15 protein-coding genes are annotated in these 13,610 nt (G+C 55.1%); 8 read left to right on the top strand and 7 right to left on the bottom strand.

The features are described 5' to 3' along the window. Window positions 1-2: 2 nt before the first annotated feature. Both araF and V7Q49_RS02055 read right to left on the bottom strand, forming a co-directional pair. Window positions 3-992, bottom strand: coding sequence for an arabinose ABC transporter substrate-binding protein AraF (araF, locus tag V7Q49_RS02060; RefSeq protein ID WP_333849072.1), 990 nt, complete (start codon window positions 990-992; stop codon window positions 3-5). Between the two features lie 314 nt (window positions 993-1,306). After that, window positions 1,307-1,864 (bottom strand): DJ-1 family glyoxalase III, encoded by a 558-nt coding sequence (locus V7Q49_RS02055; protein WP_333849071.1) that lies wholly within the window; start codon window positions 1,862-1,864, stop codon window positions 1,307-1,309. Between the two features lie 543 nt (window positions 1,865-2,407). Between V7Q49_RS02055 and V7Q49_RS02050 the strand changes: the two genes are divergently transcribed. Together V7Q49_RS02050 and V7Q49_RS02045 are read left to right on the top strand one after the other, a co-directional pair. Further along, on the top strand, window positions 2,408-2,911 hold the full coding sequence (locus V7Q49_RS02050; protein ID WP_333849070.1) for a non-heme ferritin-like protein: 504 nt from the start codon (window positions 2,408-2,410) through the stop codon (window positions 2,909-2,911). Between the two features lie 170 nt (window positions 2,912-3,081). Next, a complete protein-coding gene (locus V7Q49_RS02045) occupies window positions 3,082-4,425 on the top strand; it encodes an anaerobic C4-dicarboxylate transporter (protein ID WP_333849069.1) in 1,344 nt (447 codons plus the stop codon). 80 nt (window positions 4,426-4,505) lie between these two features. Here V7Q49_RS02045 and V7Q49_RS02040 read toward each other — a convergent pair whose 3' ends face one another. Further along, window positions 4,506-4,757 (bottom strand): DUF2766 family protein, encoded by a 252-nt coding sequence (locus tag V7Q49_RS02040; RefSeq protein WP_106993370.1) that lies wholly within the window; start codon window positions 4,755-4,757, stop codon window positions 4,506-4,508. 97 nt (window positions 4,758-4,854) lie between these two features. Then, on the bottom strand, window positions 4,855-4,938 hold the full coding sequence (azuC, locus tag V7Q49_RS02035; protein ID WP_098946254.1) for a stress response protein AzuC: 84 nt from the start codon (window positions 4,936-4,938) through the stop codon (window positions 4,855-4,857). A gap of 212 nt (window positions 4,939-5,150) precedes the next feature. On the opposite strand from azuC, the gene V7Q49_RS02030 reads away from it, so the two are divergent. Further along, window positions 5,151-6,572 (top strand): MFS transporter, encoded by a 1,422-nt coding sequence (locus tag V7Q49_RS02030; protein WP_333849067.1) that lies wholly within the window; start codon window positions 5,151-5,153, stop codon window positions 6,570-6,572. A 41-nt stretch (window positions 6,573-6,613) separates the two neighbouring features. Here the strand turns inward: V7Q49_RS02030 and V7Q49_RS02025 are convergent, their stop codons facing one another. Beyond that, the gene (locus V7Q49_RS02025; protein ID WP_333849066.1) at window positions 6,614-7,252 is read right to left on the bottom strand and encodes an RpiB/LacA/LacB family sugar-phosphate isomerase; all 639 of its coding nucleotides are present in this window, start codon (window positions 7,250-7,252) and stop codon (window positions 6,614-6,616) included. A gap of 293 nt (window positions 7,253-7,545) precedes the next feature. On the opposite strand from V7Q49_RS02025, the gene yecR reads away from it, so the two are divergent. Together yecR and ftnA are read left to right on the top strand one after the other, a co-directional pair. Next, window positions 7,546-7,884 carry a YecR family lipoprotein gene (yecR, locus tag V7Q49_RS02020; protein ID WP_333849065.1) on the top strand — a complete coding sequence of 113 codons (339 nt, stop codon included), beginning with the start codon at window positions 7,546-7,548 and terminating at the stop codon, window positions 7,882-7,884. Between the two features lie 206 nt (window positions 7,885-8,090). Then, entirely contained in the window at window positions 8,091-8,588 is a 498-nt protein-coding gene (gene ftnA, locus V7Q49_RS02015) for a non-heme ferritin (RefSeq protein WP_333849064.1), read from the top strand. A 34-nt stretch (window positions 8,589-8,622) separates the two neighbouring features. On the opposite strand, the gene V7Q49_RS02010 is transcribed toward ftnA, so the two are convergent. Then, window positions 8,623-8,862 (bottom strand): YecH family metal-binding protein, encoded by a 240-nt coding sequence (locus V7Q49_RS02010; RefSeq protein ID WP_333849062.1) that lies wholly within the window; start codon window positions 8,860-8,862, stop codon window positions 8,623-8,625. Between the two features lie 216 nt (window positions 8,863-9,078). Between V7Q49_RS02010 and tyrP the strand changes: the two genes are divergently transcribed. After that, window positions 9,079-10,290, top strand: coding sequence for a tyrosine transporter TyrP (gene tyrP, locus V7Q49_RS02005; RefSeq protein ID WP_333849060.1), 1,212 nt, complete (start codon window positions 9,079-9,081; stop codon window positions 10,288-10,290). 79 nt (window positions 10,291-10,369) lie between these two features. Here tyrP and V7Q49_RS02000 read toward each other — a convergent pair whose 3' ends face one another. Then, window positions 10,370-11,038 (bottom strand): YecA/YgfB family protein, encoded by a 669-nt coding sequence (locus V7Q49_RS02000; RefSeq protein ID WP_333849059.1) that lies wholly within the window; start codon window positions 11,036-11,038, stop codon window positions 10,370-10,372. Between the two features lie 430 nt (window positions 11,039-11,468). Between V7Q49_RS02000 and V7Q49_RS01995 the strand changes: the two genes are divergently transcribed. Together V7Q49_RS01995 and V7Q49_RS01990 are read left to right on the top strand one after the other, a co-directional pair. After that, window positions 11,469-12,587 (top strand): branched-chain amino acid ABC transporter substrate-binding protein, encoded by a 1,119-nt coding sequence (locus V7Q49_RS01995; protein WP_333849058.1) that lies wholly within the window; start codon window positions 11,469-11,471, stop codon window positions 12,585-12,587. Between the two features lie 100 nt (window positions 12,588-12,687). After that, window positions 12,688-13,602 carry an ABC transporter permease subunit gene (locus V7Q49_RS01990; RefSeq protein ID WP_333850467.1) on the top strand — a complete coding sequence of 305 codons (915 nt, stop codon included), beginning with the start codon at window positions 12,688-12,690 and terminating at the stop codon, window positions 13,600-13,602. The last annotated feature ends 8 nt before the right edge of the window (window positions 13,603-13,610 follow it).

Below are 13,610 nucleotides of genomic sequence, written 5' to 3'. Positions count from 1 at the left end.
AATTACTTACCGCCCAGTCCTTTTTTCTCCAGCTCGGCTTTGAAGTTGTCGCGGGTGATCAGCACCACGTCGGTCACTTCAGTAAATTTCGCTGGCTCTGCCCCTTTGGTCACCCAGTTGTAGAGCATTTCGCTGGATTTGTAGCCGTGAACGTCCGGGCTTGGCAGCAGAGAGCCGTAGAAGCCGGTCGCCTGTGCTTTGGAGAGCTCGCTCACCGCATCCACGCCGTTAATGCCGATACCGACCACGTCTGCCGCTTTGAAGCCCTGGCCTTCAGTGGCGCGCACGCCGCCGAGCACGGTGTTGTCGTTCATCCCGACCACCAGCCAGTGTTTCACTTCAGAGTGCTGAACCAGCATGGAGTTGGCCGCATCGAAAGCGCCCGGGATATCGTTAGATTTGGTTGGCACTTTGTAGATCTGTTTTTCAGGGAAGCCGGCCGCTTTCAGGGCATCCATCGAGCCGGTGGTGCGACGGCGGGCGGTATCCAGTTCGTCAGCGGTAATGGCCATCACGGCGGTGTCTTTCACATCCCAGCCGCGTTTTTGCATCTCTTTATACAGCTCCTGACCCTGACGCTCGCCGATTTTGGTCGCGGCCATCATGACCAGCGGCACGGTGTCCATTGGATTGCCTTTGGCGTTGACGAACTGGTCGTCCACCGCGATAACCTTCATGTCGTATCCGCGCGCTTTCGCCACGATGGCGGAGCCCAGCTTCGGATCCGGAGTACAGATGACAAATCCTTTCGCACCGCTGGCCGCCAGGCTGTCGATGGCGTTCAGCGTTTTTTCACCGTCCGGCACGGCAATTTTAATCACTTCGAAGCCTAAATCTTTCCCGGCTTTGTCAGCGAATTTCCACTCCGTCTGGAACCACGGCTCTTCCGGCTGCTTGACCAGGAAACCGAGCTTTAAGTTCTCCGCCATAGCGGATTGTGACATAACGGCAGCCAGACCGATGGCCGCCAGCGCTTTAGTAAATTTGTGCATGGTTAACTCCAGCTTTAGCGTTCTATTTTGTAGGGGAAACAACGTCTCAATTCTGCGTAATCGGACTTAAAACAAGGCATTAGCGCCGGACGTGTTTAAAGCGCATTTGCTTGAGATAGTTTTAGCGGGAAATTAATCATCCATAAGAGAGCGCCATCACACCGCAGAATTACAGTAATTGCGTACATACATTCAGCGAAAAATGACATAAATAAGGAAGGATTTGTCAGACAATTAGAAAGGGTTAAAGCAGATTAGTCCATAAGATTAGCTAAGATATCCCTGTAAGCCGGGCGCAAACGCGCCCGAGGATCCTACCAGCGATAGTAGATGTGATCGGCGTGGTCGCGCACCGGCGCTTCATCGCCCAACAGGCGTGCGGAGAGGGTTAGCGCGAAGTCGAAGGCGTGGCCCAGACCTTTACCGCTGATCAGGTTGCCGTCTTCCACTACCGGGGCATCGACATAGACGCCGTCCTCAACGCTCTGCCAGAGATCGCCCGAACAGACGTAGCGACGCCCTTTCAATAACCCGTTCCCGGCCAGCACGCGCGCGGCGGCGGAGCAGATGGGCGCGATAATTTTGCCCGCTTCGTCATGCGCGGCGACAAAGCGCACTACCTCAGGGCTGGCAGCGAGATTGACGCTGCCCTGCGGGCCGCCCGGCAGGACCACGGCGTCGTACCAGGTGTCGATTCTCTCGTTCAGGGTGGTGTCCGCGACCATCGGGATAGTATGGTAGCTCACCACCGCGCGCGACCCGGCGCAGGCCAGGGTTTCAACCTCAATGTTAAGACGGCGCAGGATATCAATAGTGATAATCGCTTCCGCCTCCTCAAATCCGGGTGCCAGCAGCACCGCAACCTTTGCCATAAGAACTCCGTCAGATAGAAAGATAAAACAATGTTTCATTTTCACAGAGTCCAGAGCGACAAACTTCCTGCGGGATCACATATCGCACTATTTTCCACAAAAATGATCCGGCGCAATTTTCCTCAGATGTAATAATTCTATTAATACAAGAATTATCTCTATTCCGCCTGGCAGGAATAATTAAAAATTTATTTGCTAAGCGCTTTTTTCGCTGCTACCCGGCAACACATAAAATAACGTAATCGATCGGATTGTATTTTATTTATACAAACCCATAAATAACAAACAGTTAGACGCCATCTCCGTCTGTCCATATCTCTCCAAATCCTTCACTGTTTTTAATTCCTGATGAGAGGTAAGGTTTAGTAAGAATATATTTATAAGGATTTTCTTATAATGCAGTCGCTGTTATGATGAATTTACCCGATGCCTGAAATGAATATGGGATCACATACAGGGAAAACAGAATGCTTTTATTCTGGAGTGAACTATCGTTAATGATGATTATTTTTAGGTTACATAAACGAACAAAAGGGAATGGATATGGCTGTCTCGGATATGATCAACAAGCTCAACACGCAGATGAATCTGGAGTTTCATGCGTCAAACCTCTCCTTGCACCTCAGCGAGTGGTGTTCAGAACATCAGCTAAACGGCTCCGCGACCTTCCTGCGCACCCAGGCGCAGAGCAACGTCACGCAGATGATGCGCGTTTTTGATTTTCTGAAAGCATCAGGCGCCATGCCGGTTCTGAAACCCGTCGATATGTCTGATGAAGAGTGTAATTGCCTGGAAGCGGTCTTCCAGCGCACGCTGGAAGAGTATGAACAACGCTCCCTGACGCTGAATCAATTAACGGATGAAGCGCGTAAAATGCAGGACCTCTCCACGCTCAACTTCCTGCACGATATTGAAAAAGAACAGCAGCAGGATGGGGTATTACTGAAAACCGTCCTCGATGAAGTTCGCCAGGCGCGTCGCACCGGAATGGGTCTTGAACAGACCGATCGCCACCTGCTTAACGTCGTCAACTGCCAGCACCACTGATTCTGCACGTCACCTCATTTACCCGGCCTGTGCCGGGTAATTTTGTTACAAAAATGCAATCAACCCTTTGCTTTTCTTAATCTTTAACAAATTCGATCTGGCTCCCACCGAATAACCCTCCTCCGTGTAATGATTTGCGAAAATTTTATTTTCACAGACGAGGGATGCGTATGATTACCGTTGAATTTATTGTCATTATCCTGTGCCTGCTCATTGGCACCCGGTTCGGTGGGATGGGACTGGGGCTGATAAGCGGCATTGGCCTGTTTATTCTCAGCTTTGTCTTTGGGCTTCAGCCTGGTAAGCCTCCGGTGGATGTCATGCTGACGATCCTGGCGGTCATTGGCTGTGCGGCCACACTGCAGACGGCCGGGGGACTGAACGTGATGATGCAGTTTGCCGAACGGCTGCTGCGGCGGCATCCGCAGCACATCACCCTGCTTGCCCCTTTCACCACCTGGATGCTCACCTTCCTGTGCGGCACCGGCCATGTGGTCTATACCATGTTCCCGATCATCGCCGATATCGCGTTGAAAAAAGGCATCCGCCCCGAGCGCCCGATGGCGGTGGCGTCTATTGCCTCACAGATGGCGATTACCGCCTCGCCGGTGTCGGTTGCCGTCGTCTCGCTGCTCTCAATTCTTGCCGCACAGCACGGGGTCGGTCAGGCGTTTGGCATTCTGCAGATCCTCGCAATTTCGGTCCCGGCCTCGCTGGCAGGGGTCGCGATTGCCGCGCTCTGGAGTCTACGCCGCGGCAAGGATCTGGCCGATGACGACGAGTTTCAGGCCCGGCTGCAGGATCCTGAACAGCGTAAGTTTATCTACGGCAGCACCGACACTTTAATGAATCAGCGCTTCCCGAAGCAGGCCTACTGGTCGACCTGGATCTTCTTCGCCGGGATTGCCGTCGTGGTGCTGCTGGGCGCTATGCCCGAGCTGCGTCCGGCCTTTGAGGTAAAAGGTAAAATGACGGCCCTGTCGATGAACCTGGTGATCCAGATGATGATGCTGATCGCCGGGGCCGTAATGCTGATGATATGTAAAGTGAATGCCGCGGCGATTTCAAACGGGGCGGTGTTTAAAGCCGGGATGGTGGCCATTTTCTCGGTCTTTGGCGTGGCGTGGATGAGCGATACGTTTTTCCAGGCGCATCTGGATGAGCTGAAGATGGCCCTTGAGGGGGTAGTAAAAAGTCACCCCTGGACCTACGCCATCGTGCTGTTCCTGGTCTCGAAACTGGTCAATAGCCAGGCGGCAGCGCTGACCGCGGTCGCCCCGATGGGGTTAATGCTGGGGATCGATCCGAAGATGCTGATTGCCTTCTTCCCGGCGTCGTACGGCTATTTCGTTCTGCCCACCTACCCCAGCGACCTCGCCTGCATTGGCTTTGACCGCTCCGGCACCACGCGCATCGGCAAGTTTATTATCAACCACAGCTTTATTCTGCCAGGGCTTATCGGGGTCAGCTGTGCCTGTGCGGTAAGCTATCTGCTGGTGCAGACCTTCATGTAACCCTCATTCCGGGCGACCCTGGGTCGCCCGTTCAGTTTATTCTCACAAAACCATTTCTAAATTCAAAACGTCGGTTTATTTTAGTGAGACTCGCCCTGCGGCGTGAACTTCAGTTCAATCAGCGCAATGGCTTTCTGAACCGCGCGCAGCGTGACGGGGTCGGCTGACGCAGGATTGCTGGCGAAATCGATGTTTCTGAGCTGGCTGGACATCTTCTCGCGCACCTCAGCCGGGGCGATGATTTCAATCACATCAAGGATTTGTTTGATGACCAGCTGGCATGCAACAACGTCAGAGATCAGTTCCTGATCGGCACTCAGGTTTTGAGACATAGGCTTCTCCTGTTTGAAAGGCGGCCATAGTAGCAAAACACCTGGCCTGATGCGGCCTGCAGGCACAAAAAAACCTGCCGAAGCAGGTTTTTTGTTATCAGAACATCGCGCCTGGCGGTACGTCCTTGAAGGTCTTGCAGTAGGATTCGAACATGCTTTTCAGGATTTTGCGCAATTTCATTGTTTTGCTCCGGCTATTTGTTATGCAGGTGTTATTGTTGATGCGCTTATAATATGACCGCCATCACAAAAATCAATGATTTTGTGATATTCATCACGGCAGTTTATTTAAAATAAAACAGCGTTCCCGTTAAAAATAAATACAAATCATGCGATTAGAAGCGTACTTGTTCCTGTAAATTTTTAAAAAAAATTTTAAGTGGTAGAGGAAAAATGACCGAAAACATCTCCGGTAAAGCGGCCAGCGGGATCTCCCCCGCCGCGCTGTTGGTGGCTGGCGCGTTCTTTATGGAGTTTCTCGACGGGACGGTGATCGCCACCGCGCTGCCCGATATGGCGAGAAGCTTCGGCGTGCAGGCGGTGGATCTTAACATCGGCATCAGCGCCTATCTTATCACCCTGGCGGTGCTGATCCCGGCGAGCGGCTGGATTGCCGATCGTTTTGGTGCCCGTAAAATCTTCACCCTTGCGCTGGCGATCTTCACCCTCGCCTCGGTGCTGTGCGGCCTCGCCACCAGCGTCGATCAGTTCGTCGCCATGCGCGTCCTGCAGGGGATGGGCGGCGCGCTGATGGTGCCGGTCGGGCGGCTAGCGGTGCTGCGCACCACCCCGAAACATCTGCTGATCACCGCCATTGCCACCCTCACCTGGCCCGCGCTGGTGGCACCGATCATCGGCCCGCCGCTGGGCGGCTTTATTACCAGCTATGCCAACTGGCGCTGGATCTTCTTTATTAACGTGCCGCTGGGGCTGATTGCCATCGTGCTGGCGCTGCGCATCATCCCGGACATCTATGAGGAAACCCGTCGGCCGTTCGACACCCCGGGCTTTATCGCCACTTCGATAGCCATGGTGAGCCTGGTCTGCGCCATGGAGATGATGGGGGCGCAGGAGGTGAATACCGCACTTACCATCGCGCTGCTGGCCGTCGGGGTTGTGACTTTGATTTATGCCCTGCGCCATTTCCGGCGCGCTGAATGGCCGATGATCCGCCTCGACGCCCTGAAGGTACCCACCTTCCGCGTGACCATGTACGGCGGGTCGCTGTTTCGCGCCTCTATCAGCGCCGTACCGTTTTTGCTGCCGCTGCTGTTCCAGGTGGGATTCGGCATGGATGCGTTCCACTCCGGTTTGCTGGTGCTGGCGGTGTTTGTCGGCAACCTGACCATCAAACCGGCGACCACCCCGCTGATCCGCGGGCTGGGTTTTAAAAAGCTGCTGTTGATTAACGGGGCGCTTAACGTGCTGGCTCTGCTGGCCTGTGCCTTCCTGACGCCGCAAACCCCGGTGTGGGTCATCATGCTGGTGCTCTATCTGGGCGGCGTATTCCGTTCCATACAGTTTACCGCCATCAGCACCCTCGCCTTTGCCGACGTCCCTTCCCCGCAGATGAGCTATGCCAATACCCTGTTCTCGACCGCCACCCAGCTGGCGGTGGGACTGGGGATCACCCTCGGCGCGATTGGGATCCGGATCGGGGAGTTATGCAGCGAGATGCTGGGGATGGCGGCGCTGCCGGGGATCAGCTTCCGCCTGGCGTTTGTGGCGATTGCGCTGGTCTGTCTGCTGGGGATGTTCGATACCCTGCGGCTGGTGAAAGATGCCGGCAGTGCGGTATCCAGAAAGCGGGCATAAAAAAAGCCAGCGCAAGCTGGCTTCTTCCTGATGTTGGCAACTTAGCCGATAATACCGCGGACAAAGGCTTCGATCTCTTTATCCTGGCAGTTCTCAAAGAAGCACTGCTGGAAACGCTGGCCGGTCACCGCCGTTTTGACCAGCTCTGGATCGATAGCACGCAGGGTGTCGAGATAGTTCTCTTTAACAACCGCAGCTTTCACCTGGTTCAGAATGCCGGCGTTGCGAACCTGCGGCTCTTTACGGTCCTGCGGATAACCTTCGCCTTTACGACCGGTGAAGGCTTTTTCGAAGATGAAGCGAACATTCAGCTCTGCACCCCAGCCGAAGCCTTTGGCGAATGGCAGGGAGAGCGCGTTACCGTTGTTGATCTGGGCAAACAGGAAAGCATCCGCCGGATCGATGCAGTAGCCGCACACCACGCCCGGGTGGATGTTCAGGGACATCAGCGCGCCCTGGCCGGTACCGCAACCGGTCACGACGAAATCAACCGCTTTTGAGTTCAGCAGAATGCTCGCCATGATCCCCAGGTGAATATAGGTCAGGTGGTGATCGTTTTCGTCGCTCATCCCAACGTTGTAGACCGGGAAACCTTTCTCTTCAGCAACGGCGTTCAATTCCTTGAGGATGATGGCGTTTTTTGGCGCCTGGCTGTTTTCCATCATCAGTGCAATTTTCATTCTTCGTCTCCTGAATGCGATGCGGGGCATCCCGCTGTGAATAGCTTACCTGTTCAACCTTACTACTAAGCAAACACACTTTCAAATTAAGTGAAAAATAGTTTCAAAAAACAAAGATGCGCTCACAATTTTGTACTCAGGCGCGTTTTTGCCACCATTAAGAAACGGATGGCGTAGGATTGAAGGAGCCGGGGCTCGTAGCAAAGAGAAGGGGCAGAACAGGCGTTTAATCCTGGCATTGCGATGCACATCAGCCGCTAGTATAGGTTATTTCAACGCATTCAGAGTGTTCTATGAAGAGATTATGCACTGGCGGCCTGCTCCTGTTGCTGGCAGGCTGCGGCGTCACCCGGCAAGCAGAAGTCAGCAGCGTCGACGTCACGTCAGGTGTTGTCATGCTCAATTACGATCAGGCCATGTTGCAGAACGCCCGCTATGACGACTACGTCACCAGCGGCACCGCGACCCGTGAATGCCAGGCGATGGGGTACAGCACGGCTATGGCCTACGGTCAGCCGATCAAAACCTGTAGCCTCATCAGCGGCTCGCTGTGCCTTAATGAAACCATGACCATCCAGTATCAGTGTCATGGCTATGCCCCGCAGCCCGTCGTCACCCCCGCGTATTATTAATTCCGTTGCCAGCGGTCCTGCTGGCAATAATATTTCAAACACGAAACAGAATAATTCTCATTAATAGAATTAAATTACCCGCAATGCGTTTTATTCCCATTCGTATTATGATTATTTAAATATTTATTTTACTTTTTGCAAATAAATAAATAACAAATTATAGTGACGCTCACGTTGACCAGTTAATAATAATACGGAGCTGCACCATGCTTAAAACTGAAATGATCGACAAGCTTAATGAGCAAATGAATCTGGAGCTTTACTCTTCCCTGCTCTATCAGCAGATGAGCGCCTGGTGTAGCTATCACAGTTTTGAGGGCGCCGCGGCATTTATGCGCCGTCACGCGCAGGAAGAGATGACCCACATGCAGCGTCTCTTTGATTATCTTACCGATACCGGCAGCCTGCCGCGCATTACACCGGTGGCTTCACCGTTTGCCGAATACGCCTCGCTGGACGAACTTTTCCGCGCCACCTACGAGCACGAGCAGCTGATCACCCAGAAAATTAACGAACTGGTCCATGCGGCCATGACCGGCCAGGATTATGGCACCTTTAATTTCCTGCAGTGGTATGTGGCAGAACAGCATGAAGAAGAGAAACTGTTTAAATCGGTTCTCGATAAACTGTCGCTGGCCGGGAAATCCGGTGAAGGGCTGTACTTCATTGATAAAGAGCTGTCGACGCTCGATGCACAAAATTAATATTAACGCGGCGCCTTCCGGCGCCGCATTATTTTTAATGTCGACACATTTTACTTTCGTGGGTTGAAAACCCGCTATCCCGCGGAATAAATTTCCCGCGTGCCGCCAGAAAAGCCACCAGCTCCGTCGCAGTCATTTCCGCCGCCGAACAGGTGTGAAAACGCGCTTCCTCACCAAACCGTGCGGTAATTGCCGCCACCAGGCTCGCTTCGGTGTACTGCTCACCAGACTCTATCATCATCGTCAGCACGTCGTGCCCATGTATGGATGCCATAAACCCTCCTGAATGAAAGGCGCAGCCTGACAGGTTCTGCCCCTGCCCGCCTTGCGCTGGCGCAGGATTCGCTTTCGATCTCCCTGCCCGCGGATTGTGATTAATTTCGTAAAGCTGACTTTACAGGTGTTGTAACGGCTGTTTGACGAATCTGCGCTTTTACCTTACTCTGCGCCGCAGATTTTGTCGCGATAGTGCAAGGCCGTAGAGGAAAACGTGAAGAACAGAACGCTGGGAAGTATTTTCATCGTCGCCGGAACGACGATTGGGGCCGGGATGCTGGCGATGCCGCTGGCAGCGGCGGGCGTCGGGTTTGGCGTCACGCTGGTGTTACTGGGCGTACTCTGGGCGCTGATGTGTTACACCGCCCTGCTGCTGCTGGAAGTGTATCAGCACGTTCCTGCCGATACCGGACTGGGATCGTTGGCCGGGCGCTATCTGGGCCGCTTCGGCCAGTGGATCACCGGCTTTAGCATGATGTTCCTGATGTATGCCCTGACCGCGGCCTATATCAGCGGCGCGGGTGAGCTTATCGCCTCCAGCGTTAACGACTGGTTTAACGCCGATATCTCCCCCACCACCGGGGTGATCTTCTTTACCCTGATTGGCGGCGGCGTGGTCTGCGTGGGCACCTCGCTGGTGGATCTGTTCAACCGTTTTCTGTTCTCGGCAAAAATCCTCTTCCTGGTGGTGATGCTGGCGCTACTGGCACCGCACATTCATAAAGTCAACTTGCTGACCCTGCCGCTGGAGAAAGGGCTGGCGCTGTCGGCCATCCCGGTGATTTTTACCTCGTTTGGCTTTCACGGCAGCGTGCCGAGCATCGTCAGCTATATGAATGGCAACGTGCGCAAGCTGCGCTGGATCTTTATCACCGGCAGCGCCATCCCGCTGGTGGCGTATATCTTCTGGCAGCTGGTGACGCTAGGCAGCATCAACTCATCGACCTTTATGGGGATGCTGGCCAGCCATACCGGCCTGAACGGGCTGCTGCAGGCCCTGCGGGAAGTGGTCGCATCGCCGCACGTGGAGCTGGCGGTGCATCTGTTTGCCGACCTCGCCCTGGCGACCTCGTTCCTTGGCGTGGCGCTGGGCCTGTTCGATTACCTTGCCGATCTGTTCCAGCGCAGCCGCACCGTTAGCGGGCGTATTCAGACCGGGGCGATCACCTTCCTGCCGCCGCTGGCCTTTGCGTTGTTTTATCCGCGTGGGTTTGTGATGGCGCTGGGGTATGCAGGTGTGGCGCTGGCGGTGCTGGCACTGCTGCTGCCGTCGCTGCTGGTCTGGCAGAGCCGTAAGCATCATCCAGGCGGCGACTACCGGGTGCCAGGCGGGAAACCGGCGCTGTGTCTGGTCTTCGCCTGCGGGATTGCGATCATTCTGGTGCAGTTCGGGATTGCGGCGGGGCTGTTACCGGCAGTGGGATAAGCCGTTGTGCCGGGTGGCGCTGCGCTTACCCGGCCTACGATACCTGTTGGCCGTGCAAGCGAAGCGCCGCCGGGCGCTGTTAATGCAGACAGCAGTTCTTGAATTTCTTACCGCTGCCGCACGGGCAGGGATCGTTGCGACCGACTTTGGTGCCGTTGATCACCGGCTGCTGGGCGACCGGCTCCTGCGGGTTGGCAATCCAGTAGTTGTACAGACGCAGCGCCGCAGGACGAATGCTCTCGATGCTCTGCTGGAACTCCTCTTCGCTGAAGCTATCCAGGCGCTCAAAGTTCTCTTCGGAGCCGTGCAGGGCGATCAAATCCAGATCGGCACGCAGGGACTCCGGCAGGGATGACCAGTCGGTCAACGCCACGCCGCGCATATAGCCGAAGCACCACTCTTCCACCACGGTATAGGTTTCACCCTCGACATCGTTCATACCAAACATCGGTTCAAACTGTTCCGGGTAGTCGCTCAGGCGCTCGGCGATGTCGTTCATGTGCTTGAAGCAGAGATCGATAAAGCGGTTCATCTCGCGATCGTTCTTCCAGCGCGGAATGTTTTTCTCACCGCCCCACACCGCCACCAGCCAGCGGTCCGGCTCAACCACCACCGGGCCAGACAGCACCGCGGTCAGCATCCCGTCGAGCTCCGAGACGTCCATCACGGATTCGGCGTCATTACCGTAGGTCATTAAGGTCTCTTCCAGCCACTCCATTTCGGTTTCGTTTAACGGGCCTTCGGTCATGGGTAAATCTCCTGCAGAATAGAATTGCGTGCAGATTAACACAGAAACCCCGTTACACGGTCCCTTTCCCCTGCCGTTACCGGGCGCTTTAGTGGTGCAAAACGGTTCAAATCGTGACCGTTGCACAACTTATGTGCTTTGTTGTTAATGAGATGTGATCCCCGCTGTAATTTCACTTCGTGGTGCCGGGTGGCTTAAAACGGCGCTCTATACTGAAAATTGTCGAAACACTGGCAATACGCTGCCGTTCTGGCAACCATTTTGCTTACTGTTGTCCTGAGGGTGAAAACCTTCAGGCAATCTCGCCTGTTTCTGCGGTATGTCGTCCGTTTAGTGCATTACGTTTTGAATACGTTTTGGATTGGGTACGCCTCCGGCGTTCGGCTACACAGGGTTCGTGCATAAAACCACTCAGAAAAGGTACATAATAATGTCGCTGAAATTGATCAGAAGTCCTCTCTCTATCGTGCTGGCAGGGTGTCTGGTGACGGCGTTTTCCGCCCAGGCTGATATCGTGATTGGCGTGGCAGGACCCTTCACCGGGCCGAACGCAACCTACGGAGATCAATACTGGCACGGCGCGACGCAGGCCGCGGAAGACATTAACGCCGCGGGCGGCATTAATGGCGAGAAGATCAAACTGGTGCAGGGCGATGACGCCTGTGAACCGAAGCAGGCCGTCTCGGTCGCTAACCGTCTGGTTGACCAGGATAAGGTCAAAGCCGTGGTCGGCCACTTCTGCTCCTCCTCCACCATGCCGGCCTCCGAGGTCTATAACGACGCTGGCGTACTCGCCATCACCCCCGGCTCCACCAACCCGCTGATCACCGAGCGCGGGATGAACGACATGTTCCGCATGTGCGGTCGCGATGACCAGCAGGGTCAGGTCGCCGCTGATTTTATTATTGATAAGCTGAAGGCCAAACGGGTGGTGATCATTCACGACAAAGACACCTACGGCCAGGGGCTGGCGGATGCCACCAAAGCGGCGCTGGCGAAACGTGACGTTAAGGATGTGATGTACGAAGGCCTGTCGCGCGGCGAAAAAGACTTTAACGCGCTGGTGACCAAAATCGGTGCCCAGAAGCCGGACGTGGTCTTCTTTGGCGGCTGTCACCCGGAAGCGGGCCCGCTGGTGCGCCAGATGCGTGAGCAGGGCGTGCAGGCCAAATTCTTCTCCGGCGACTGCATCGTCAACGAAGAGATGGTCACCGCTGCCGGGGGCGCGCAGTACACCAACGGCATCTATATGACCTTCGGTAAAGACCCGCGCCTGATCCCGGAAGGCAAAGCGGTGATCGACAAATTCCGCGCCGGTAAATTCGAGCCAGAAGGTTACACCCTCTACTCTTACGCCTCCGTACAGGCCATTGCTGCGGCCTTTAAAGCCACCGGTTCCGATCCGGCGAAAGCCAGCGAATGGCTGAAGGCCAATTCGGTGGATACCGTAATGGGCAAAAAATCCTGGGACAGCAAAGGCGACCTGAAAGTCTCTGACTACGTGGTGTATGAGTGGGACGACAAGGGTAAATATAAGGAAGTGCAGTAACGGGACGGAATCACGCTCAACGTCGGTATGGCGACATACCGACGCACTAAAACCATCGGGCCGCACCGCAACCGGCGGCCTATAACACGAGCGCGCGATGATGGAAACTTTCTTTCTGCAGCAGTTAATCAATGGCCTGACGCTGGGGTCGGTCTACGGATTGATCGCCATCGGCTACACCATGGTCTACGGCATTATCGGCATGATTAACTTCGCTCACGGCGAAGTGTATATGATCTCTGCCTATCTCTGCGCCATCGGCCTGGCGCTCCTCTCCTTCTTCGGGCTGGAATCCTTCCCGCTGCTGATCCTCGGCACGCTGGTCTTCACCATCGTGGTGACGGGGGTATATGGCTGGACCATCGAGCGCATCGCCTATAAACCGCTGCGTAACTCCACGCGCCTGGCGCCGCTGATCTCCGCCATCGGCATGTCGCTGATCCTGCAAAACTACGCTCAGATCAGCCAGGGTCCACGCCAGCAGGGGGTCCCCACCATGTTGGACGGGGTGCTGCGTTTTCATATTGGCGAGGGCTTTGTGCAGATCACCTACACCAAAGTCTTCATTCTGATCGCCTCGTTCACCGGGATGCTGTTGCTCACCTGGATCATCAGCCAGACCCGGCTCGGGCGGATGTGCCGCGCCGTGCAGCAGGATCGCAAGATGGCGTCGATTCTGGGCATCAATACCGACCGGATAATCTCCCTGGTGTTCGTGATTGGCGCGGCGATGGCCGGGCTGGCGGGGGTGCTGATCACCATGAACTACGGCACCTTTGATTTTTACGCCGGGTTTATCATCGGGATTAAAGCCTTCACCGCCGCCGTCCTCGGGGGGATAGGCTCCCTGCCCGGCGCGATGCTCGGGGGGCTAATCCTCGGCATTGCCGAGGCGCAGTTCTCCGGCATGGTGAACTCTGACTATAAAGACGTGTTCTCCTTTGGATTGCTGGTGGTGATCCTGATTTTCCGTCCTCAGGGACTGCTTGGCCGCCCTGTCGTGGCTAAGGTATGAGGGAAAAA

This window comes from Leclercia sp. (genome assembly GCF_036780805.1).
Lineage (GTDB): Bacteria > Pseudomonadota > Gammaproteobacteria > Enterobacterales > Enterobacteriaceae > Enterobacter.
This window is presented reverse-complemented; position numbering and strand designations above follow the sequence as displayed.

Excerpts from the sequence above, each read along its gene's own strand:
- araF (WP_333849072.1), bottom strand. The coding sequence starts at position 992 with ATGCACAAATTTACTAAAGCGCTGGCGGCCATCGGTCTGGCTGCCGTT.
- V7Q49_RS02055 (WP_333849071.1), bottom strand. The coding sequence starts at position 1,864 with ATGGCAAAGGTTGCGGTGCTGCTGGCACCCGGATTTGAGGAGGCGGAA.
- V7Q49_RS02050 (WP_333849070.1), top strand. The coding sequence starts at position 2,408 with ATGGCTGTCTCGGATATGATCAACAAGCTCAACACGCAGATGAATCTG.
- V7Q49_RS02045 (WP_333849069.1), top strand. The coding sequence starts at position 3,082 with ATGATTACCGTTGAATTTATTGTCATTATCCTGTGCCTGCTCATTGGC.
- V7Q49_RS02040 (WP_106993370.1), bottom strand. The coding sequence starts at position 4,757 with ATGTCTCAAAACCTGAGTGCCGATCAGGAACTGATCTCTGACGTTGTT.
- azuC (WP_098946254.1), bottom strand. The coding sequence starts at position 4,938 with ATGAAATTGCGCAAAATCCTGAAAAGCATGTTCGAATCCTACTGCAAG.
- V7Q49_RS02030 (WP_333849067.1), top strand. The coding sequence starts at position 5,151 with ATGACCGAAAACATCTCCGGTAAAGCGGCCAGCGGGATCTCCCCCGCC.
- V7Q49_RS02025 (WP_333849066.1), bottom strand. The coding sequence starts at position 7,252 with ATGAAAATTGCACTGATGATGGAAAACAGCCAGGCGCCAAAAAACGCC.
- yecR (WP_333849065.1), top strand. The coding sequence starts at position 7,546 with ATGAAGAGATTATGCACTGGCGGCCTGCTCCTGTTGCTGGCAGGCTGC.
- ftnA (WP_333849064.1), top strand. The coding sequence starts at position 8,091 with ATGCTTAAAACTGAAATGATCGACAAGCTTAATGAGCAAATGAATCTG.
- V7Q49_RS02010 (WP_333849062.1), bottom strand. The coding sequence starts at position 8,862 with ATGGCATCCATACATGGGCACGACGTGCTGACGATGATGATAGAGTCT.
- V7Q49_RS02000 (WP_333849059.1), bottom strand. The coding sequence starts at position 11,038 with ATGACCGAAGGCCCGTTAAACGAAACCGAAATGGAGTGGCTGGAAGAG.
- V7Q49_RS01995 (WP_333849058.1), top strand. The coding sequence starts at position 11,469 with ATGTCGCTGAAATTGATCAGAAGTCCTCTCTCTATCGTGCTGGCAGGG.
- V7Q49_RS01990 (WP_333850467.1), top strand. The coding sequence starts at position 12,688 with ATGGAAACTTTCTTTCTGCAGCAGTTAATCAATGGCCTGACGCTGGGG.